7 protein-coding genes are annotated in these 6,424 nt (G+C 70.8%); 2 read left to right on the forward strand and 5 right to left on the reverse strand.

Features of this window, described 5'->3' with window-relative positions; all coding sequences use genetic code 11:
- Positions 1-2: 2 nt before the first annotated feature.
- The 4 genes from ABZS66_RS40335 to ABZS66_RS40350 all read right to left on the reverse strand — a co-directional run bounded on the left by ABZS66_RS40335 (position 3) and on the right by ABZS66_RS40350 (position 4,687).
- The gene (locus ABZS66_RS40335) at positions 3-974 is read right to left on the reverse strand and encodes a sugar ABC transporter permease (protein ID WP_354767324.1); all 972 of its coding nucleotides are present in this window, start codon (positions 972-974) and stop codon (positions 3-5) included.
- Positions 975-979: 5 nt separating this feature from the next.
- Positions 980-2,236 (reverse strand): extracellular solute-binding protein, encoded by a 1,257-nt coding sequence (locus ABZS66_RS40340; protein ID WP_354767326.1) that lies wholly within the window; start codon positions 2,234-2,236, stop codon positions 980-982.
- A gap of 117 nt (positions 2,237-2,353) precedes the next feature.
- Complete coding sequence (locus tag ABZS66_RS40345) at positions 2,354-3,523, reverse strand: ROK family transcriptional regulator (RefSeq protein ID WP_354767328.1); 1,170 nt, start codon at positions 3,521-3,523, stop codon at positions 2,354-2,356.
- Positions 3,524-3,583: 60 nt separating this feature from the next.
- Positions 3,584-4,687, reverse strand: a complete 1,104-nt coding sequence (locus ABZS66_RS40350; protein ID WP_354767330.1) for an ROK family transcriptional regulator — start codon at positions 4,685-4,687, stop codon at positions 3,584-3,586.
- 240 nt (positions 4,688-4,927) lie between these two features.
- On the opposite strand from ABZS66_RS40350, the gene ABZS66_RS40355 reads away from it, so the two are divergent.
- Together ABZS66_RS40355 and ABZS66_RS40360 are read left to right on the forward strand one after the other, a co-directional pair.
- Positions 4,928-5,434, forward strand: coding sequence for a hypothetical protein (locus tag ABZS66_RS40355; protein ID WP_354767332.1), 507 nt, complete (start codon positions 4,928-4,930; stop codon positions 5,432-5,434).
- Positions 5,435-5,563: 129 nt separating this feature from the next.
- The gene (locus ABZS66_RS40360) at positions 5,564-6,229 is read left to right on the forward strand and encodes a hemerythrin domain-containing protein (protein WP_354767334.1); all 666 of its coding nucleotides are present in this window, start codon (positions 5,564-5,566) and stop codon (positions 6,227-6,229) included.
- Here the strand turns inward: ABZS66_RS40360 and ABZS66_RS40365 are convergent.
- Positions 6,207-6,424: hypothetical protein (locus ABZS66_RS40365; RefSeq protein ID WP_354767335.1), on the reverse strand; the 218-nt coding region annotated here is incomplete at its 5' end. The two genes, ABZS66_RS40360 and ABZS66_RS40365, sit on opposite strands and share 23 nt — an antisense overlap.

Consider the following 6,424-nt stretch of genomic DNA (forward strand, 5'->3'; position numbering starts at 1 on the left):
GATCACTGTACCCCCCTGTCGAGGCGATTGAAGATGGTGGTCTGGGTGATCGAGACGATCAGGATGGCGGCGGTCATCAACACGGCCAGCGCCGAGCCGTATCCGAAGTCGAGGAAGTCGAACGCCTGCTTGTAGACGTACGTCAGGGGCATCTCGGTCTGTCCGGCCGGCCCGCCGTCGGTGAGGAGCAGGACCTGGATGAACGCCTGGAGGCCGCCGATGCCGAGCAGGATGGTCACGAAGAGCAGGGTGCGGCGCAGCGCGGGCAGGGTGACGTGCCACAGCCGGCGCAGGTAGCCGGCGCCGTCCACGGCGGCCGCCTCCTGCTGTTCGGCCGGGACTCCCTGCAGTCCGGCCAGCAGGATCACCGCCGTCCATCCCACGCCCTTCCAGATGCCCAGCGCGCAGAGCGTGACCATGGCGGTCCAGCGTGAGTCGAGCCAGCCCACCGGCTCCTGAGATACGCCGAGCGCCTCGACGAGCAGCCAGTTCAGCGCGCCGTCGTTGGCGAACAGGTAGCGGAACAACAGCGAGACCACGACCCAGCTGGTGACGACGGGCAGGTAGAACAGCACGCGGAAGAGCGTGCGACCCGGCAGCCGGTTGTTGAGCAGCAGCGCCAGGATGAGCCCGAGCACAATCTGGCCGGGCACGGTGACGAGCATGTAGACGACCGCGTTGACGACGCTGCGGCCGAACTCCGCGTCGCCGAACGCCCGGGTGTAGTTCCCCCCACCCAGGAACGTGTTCTCAGCGCCCGGGATGGGACTCCACTCGTACAGGCTGACCTGGACCGCCTTGCCCATCGGCACCAGCATGACCGTGACGAAGAACGCGACCGCGGGCGCGAGCAGCAGGTACGGGACGAGGCGGCCGAAGAGTTCCGCGCGGGTTCGGCGTCGCCGCGGCGCGGGGTTCGGGGGCCGTTGCCCGGCGCGCGGGCGCCGGGCAACGGTGGTCACGGAGGCCGGCATGCCGTTCAGTCCTTGGCGAGCAGGGTGTCGATCTCAGCGGCGGCGGCGTCCAACGCCTGCTGCACACTCGTCTCACCCTTGAACGCGGCCTGCAGCTTCTTCTCCAGCAGATCGTTGATCTTGCTCCAGGAGGGCACCGGGGGGCGCGGGCGCGCGGTCTTCAACTGCTGCGCGAACGGCCCGAAGGTCGGGTTGATCGTGGCCTGGTCGAGGTCCTTGAGCACCGACATCTGGCCGGCCTTGGCGAACGCGGTCTGCGCCTCGTCGGAGAGCAGATAGCGGCTGAACTCCATGGCGAGAGCCTTGTTCTTGGAGCCCTTGAACACGACGACGTCCTCGCCGCCGACGACGCTGATGCTCCCGCCGGGACCGGCCGGAACCTGCGCCACCTGCACCTTGAAGTCCGGGTACTGGCTGGCGAAAATCGGGTACATCCAGGGGCCGTCGAGGATCGTCGCGTACTTCCCGGTCGGCAGGCCCGCGGATCCGTCCACACCGCCGGTGGCCCCGGTGATGTTGTTCGCGACCTGCTTCTTCCCGTACAGGTTGAAGAGCAACTGCACCCCCGCCAGGGACTGGGGGCTGTTGAGGTGGCCGGTCGCCTTGGTGTAGTCGGCGTCGGTGATGTCGCCGCCGGCGGACCAGATCCAGGGCAGGATCTGCCAGCCGCCGAGCCCGCCCTCGTAGAACGCCTGCACGTTCGCGCCGGCGAGCTTGTCGCCGAGCGCGGTCATCTCCTCGAAGGTGGCGGGCGGCTTGGTGACACCTGCCTTGGCCAGCGTGTCCGCGTTGTACATCAGCACGCGTGTGTTGGTGTCGAGCGGAAGGCCGTAGTAGCCGTCGCGGTACCGGTTGGTGGCCAGCGCGCCCGGGAACACCTTGTCGGCGTAGGTCTTGAAGTCGGGCATCGCCTTGTCGAGCCGCTCGAGCAGCCCCAGCTTGGCCATCTCGCTGACCCAGGCGATGTCGGCGCGCAGGACGTCCGGTCCCTGCCCGCCCGTCGCCGCGGTCAGCACCTTCTGCCGCAGGTCGCTGTCCTTGACCGCGACGTCCTTGACCGTGGTGCCCGGGTGTTTGGCCTGGAAGCCGGGGATGATGACGTCGCGAAGTGCCTTGATCTCCTTGGCGTCGCTGCTGTAGCCGTGCCAGAAGTTGATGGTGCCGGACAGCACGTCTCCTGACGAGGACGAGGAGGGCTCGTCCTCTCCGCCGCATGCCGAGAGCGGGACGGCTGCCGTGGCGAGTAAGGCGGTTGCCAGCATGCGCCGGCGAGTGAATACAGTGTGCACGGTGCTCGGACTCCTTCGGGGTGGGGGTTGGAGCGGGGTGACCGGAGTGACCGGGGTGTGGACGGTCACCGCGGGCGGGCCCAGGGTCGGTCAGCGGCCGGCGGTGGGCGTGGGGCCGAGGAACAGGTGCTGGATGGCGACTGCCGCCGCTCCCCGTGCCCAGGTGTGGTCGGGCAGCGGACGGGTGATGAGGTCACATTCGACGGCCTGACCGAACGCGTGGGTGGCGAACGATGTACGCGCCGCGCTTTCGAAGAGGTCACTGGCTGCCAGGCCTTCACCGGACAGCACGATGCGGTGCGGATTGATCAGGTTGGCCACCACGGCGAGGGCGCGGCCGAGTGCGTCGCCGGCGGCGGTGAAGGCATCGACGGCATCCCGGTCACCGGCCCGGCCGAGCGCGACGGCCGTGGCCATGTCCAGATCGTCGCGTCCGCTCGCGGCCCGCACGCGACGCAGGATCGCCTCCTCGGACGCGACTGTTTCGACGCAGCCGGTGTTGCCGCACCGGCACCGCGGGCCGTCCGCGGAGATCGGGATGTGGCCGAGTTCGCCGGCCAGTCCGACCGCCCCGTGGACCAGCCTGCCGTCGATGACCAGACCGCAGCCGATGCCGGCGCCGATGGTGACGACCGCGAACGACGGCACGTCGACGCCCGCGCCGAACCACTGCTCCGCCGCCGTGAGGGAGTTGACGTCGTTCTCGACCACCACCGGCAGGCCGGTCGTCGCCGACACCAGCTCCGGCAGCGCAACGTCCCGCCAGTTCAGGAAGGGCGCATAGCGGATCAGCTGCGCCGCCGAATCCACGTGGCCACCGACGCCGATACCGAGACGGGTCACCGGACCGGGCGCGTCGGCGCGCAGCTGGTCCACGAGATCCGTCACCGTCGCCACCACCGCGGGCACCGAGGTGTCGGTCACGGCGGCCTCCCGGCTGGCCCGGACCTGGGCGAGCAGGTCCACCACGACACCGCAGACGTGGTCCGCGGTCAGCTTGACGCCGACCATGAACTCCCGGTCCGCGACGACCCGCAACGGGACGACCGGGCGGCCCAGGCGCGGCGGTCCGCCGGCACCGTCCTCAACCAGGTAGCCCGAGTCCAGCAGCGGCCGGACCGCCCTGGAGATCGTGCCGGCCGACAGGCCGAGGACGGTCGCGATCTCCGACCGTGCGATCGGCCCCCTGGCGAGGACCGTCACGAAGATGCTCGCCGCGGTCGCGTCCGCGACCGCCGTGGGCGTGGCCAGCAGCATCATGGCGAGTAGTTAAGCGCATGTTAATTGCATTCGTCAAGAAAGAAATTGGCCTCGGCGGCGCTACCGCCGCCGCGACTGGTCGCCGAGCACGTACCTCTGGATCGCCATGACGGCGGCTCCTCGGCACCAATCGGTCGCGTCACCGTCGAGGACGTGGACGTCGAGGGCGTTGGCGCGGGGATCCCGGTCCTGCTGGATGCCCTGGGAGATCGCGGTGGCGGCAACCCGCGCGAGCCGGACACCCTCACCGCCGAGCAGAATCGCCTGGGGCACGGTGAGATTGCCGACGGCCGCGACGAGCCGCCCGAGGCCGCGCCCGGCGTCGTCGACGATGCGGCGGGCCGCCGGGTCGCCGGCCTCGGCCAGGTCGAGGCACGCATCGTAGGTGAGCGGCCGGTCGAGCACCATCGACACCGACTTCACGATGGACGGCATCGCGAGCAGCGCCTGCGCGCAGCCCTGGTGCCCTTCGGGACACATCGGGCCGAACGGCTGCAGGGGCCAGTGGCCGACCAGCCCCACACCGGAGTCCTCGCCGACCACGATCCGGTCGTGGATGACGAGGCCGTAGCCCACGGCGGCCCCGACCGTGAGCACGGCGAAGCGCTCCAGCCCCCGCCCGGCGCCGAACCAGTGCTCCGCCTCGGTGAACGCCACCAGGTCGTTCTCGACGACCGTCGGCAGATCGGTCCGGCCCCTCAGCATGCGGCCCAGCGGGACCCGCGCCCACCCCAGAAAGGGCGCGCGGACGACCTCGTTCTGCCCGTTGACCAGGCCGCCCAGCCCGACCCCCACCGCAGCGACGGCCGGCACGCCCGCGGACAGTTCGAGCACCAGGGCGGCCAGGACGTCGGCCACCTCCTCGGGATCGCGGCCGGGCAGCCTCCGCGCGGCCGAAGCCACCACGTTGGCCCGCAGGTCGGTGACGACGCCCAGCGCCTCGTCGCCGGTCAGCTTCACCCCGATGAAGTGGCGCGAGTCCGCGACGACGTCGAGCGGGCGGGAGGGGCGACCGGTTCGTCCGTCACTGCGCTCCTCGCCCTCCACGAGCAGACCGCCCTCGAGCAGCGGCGCACTCAGGCGCGAGAGGGAGGGCTGCGACAGGTCCAACCGGCGCGCGATCTCGGTTCGTGAGAGGGGCCCGTGGATCAGCACCTCGAGCATCACGGCGAGCGAACGGTCGGCGGGAGGCGACCAGGCGGGCGCCGGCTCCGGACGGGACGGCCGGGCACCTCTTGAGGAATTCACTGCAGAAGTATGTCACCGCTAATTACTTTTGCCACAGAACAAATCCAACGGCACCGACGTCTCAACGGCAGAAGCTCGATGATGACGCCGCTGCCACCTCCGACGAGGCTTCCGGACAAGCCCTGAACCGAGGTTCGCTGCTCGTCACCGGCCGCGATGTCGTTGAGCGTGCTGCCGGACGCGATCACCGGCTTCGCCCTGGTACTGACTGAGGCGTACGAGCGCACCGCCCGCATCGCCGTGCTCGACCGTGCCATCGTCATGTACGAGTGGCTCGTGGACCAGCCGGCCACCCGCAGCGCCGGTCGATGCCAAGCACTCGGGGTCTGCCTGGTGAAACGGTTCGGGTACGCCTACGGCCGGTTCGACCTCGAACGGGCGCTGCCTCTGCTCGCGGAGGTCGCCGACGGCATGACGGCCTCGGCCGACTGCGCCAGGGTGCTCGGACTGACGCCCGGCGACCAGGTGCGGCGCGTCGACCGCCTCTTCGCCGTCGACGGGGCGCTCCGGCTGACCGCCGGCGGTTTTCCGGATTGTCCGGCATTGTTCGCCAAGTGGGTTACAAGGACCGTCCAAGGTCGACTTGAACGTGGGGTGGATCGGGTTCGGCGTGGGGACCCTCGCCCGCCCGCCCGCCCGCACGCGCGGTCCCGGGTCCGTTGAGCGGACGCCGGCTGTGTGGCCGTCGTGCGGAATGTGTGCGCCCGGTGTGCGGGGCAGTGTTGGTGGGCTGGGGGGCCCGTGGGCCGCAGGCTGGTCATCAGCTGACCATCCGATTCCAGGAGGACCCCCATGAGCGTGCCGACCGCCACCGACCGCGGGCCCAACGTGCAGGAGATGACCGTGATCCACCGGGTCTTCCGGCGCGAGCTCGTGATGATCCCCCGCCTGGTGCGCGCCATCGACGGCCGGAACACCGACCGGGTGCGCCTGGTCGGCGAGCACATCGAGTTCCTGCTCGCGTTCCTGCACGCACACCACTCGGGGGAGGACGAGTTGCTCTGGCCGCGGCTGCTGGACCGGGCCGCGCCGTCGGCCGGCCTCGTGCACACCATGCAGGAGCAGCACGCCCGGGTCGAGCAGTACACCGGGGCGGCGGGCGACGCGCTGCGACAGTGGGTGGGCGCGCCCGCCACCGCGACCGGGGACCGGCTGGCCGGTCTCGTGGACGAGCTGCGCGCCGCGCTGGTGACGCACCTCGACCTGGAGGAGCAGGAGATCCTGCCGCTCATCTCGCGGTACATCACCGTCGAGGAGTGGGCGCTGCTCGCCGAGCACGGCAAGAACGCCATGCCGCGCAAGCAGCTGCCGCTCGTGTTCGGCGCGATGCTCGAGGACGCCGACCCGGCCGAACGGGCTGAGCTGCTCGCCGCGGTCCCCGCACCGATCCGATTTTTCCTGCGTACCGCCGGGGCCCGGCAGTACCGCCGCTACATCACTCGGCTGCGAACCGGCTGAGTCGTTCGGCCAACCCGGCGAGCTGGTCGAAGCCGAGCAGGCGGCCGTCGTCGAAGGCGGCCCGGAAGGCCGGCGCTCCCAGCCGATCCCGCACGGCGGCCAGGTCGCCGGCGGCCATCCGCCGCGACGCCGGCACCCGCCCGGCCGACGACCCGTCCGCGGGCGCCGCCTCCAGCGGCGCGCCGGTCAGGCTGG

The sequence above is a fragment of the Dactylosporangium sp. NPDC005572 genome (assembly GCF_040605515.1).
GTDB lineage: Bacteria > Actinomycetota > Actinomycetes > Mycobacteriales > Micromonosporaceae > Dactylosporangium.

What these genes read in the sequence shown, in the direction of transcription:
- ABZS66_RS40335 (WP_354767324.1), bottom strand. Translation starts at nt 974, where the DNA reads ATGCCGGCCTCCGTGACCACCGTTGCCCGGCGCCCGCGCGCCGGGCAA.
- ABZS66_RS40355 (WP_354767332.1), top strand. Translation starts at nt 4,928, where the DNA reads ATGTCGTTGAGCGTGCTGCCGGACGCGATCACCGGCTTCGCCCTGGTA.
- ABZS66_RS40360 (WP_354767334.1), top strand. Translation starts at nt 5,564, where the DNA reads ATGAGCGTGCCGACCGCCACCGACCGCGGGCCCAACGTGCAGGAGATG.
- ABZS66_RS40345 (WP_354767328.1), bottom strand. Translation starts at nt 3,523, where the DNA reads ATGATGCTGCTGGCCACGCCCACGGCGGTCGCGGACGCGACCGCGGCG.
- ABZS66_RS40340 (WP_354767326.1), bottom strand. Translation starts at nt 2,236, where the DNA reads ATGCTGGCAACCGCCTTACTCGCCACGGCAGCCGTCCCGCTCTCGGCA.
- ABZS66_RS40350 (WP_354767330.1), bottom strand. Translation starts at nt 4,687, where the DNA reads ATGCTCGAGGTGCTGATCCACGGGCCCCTCTCACGAACCGAGATCGCG.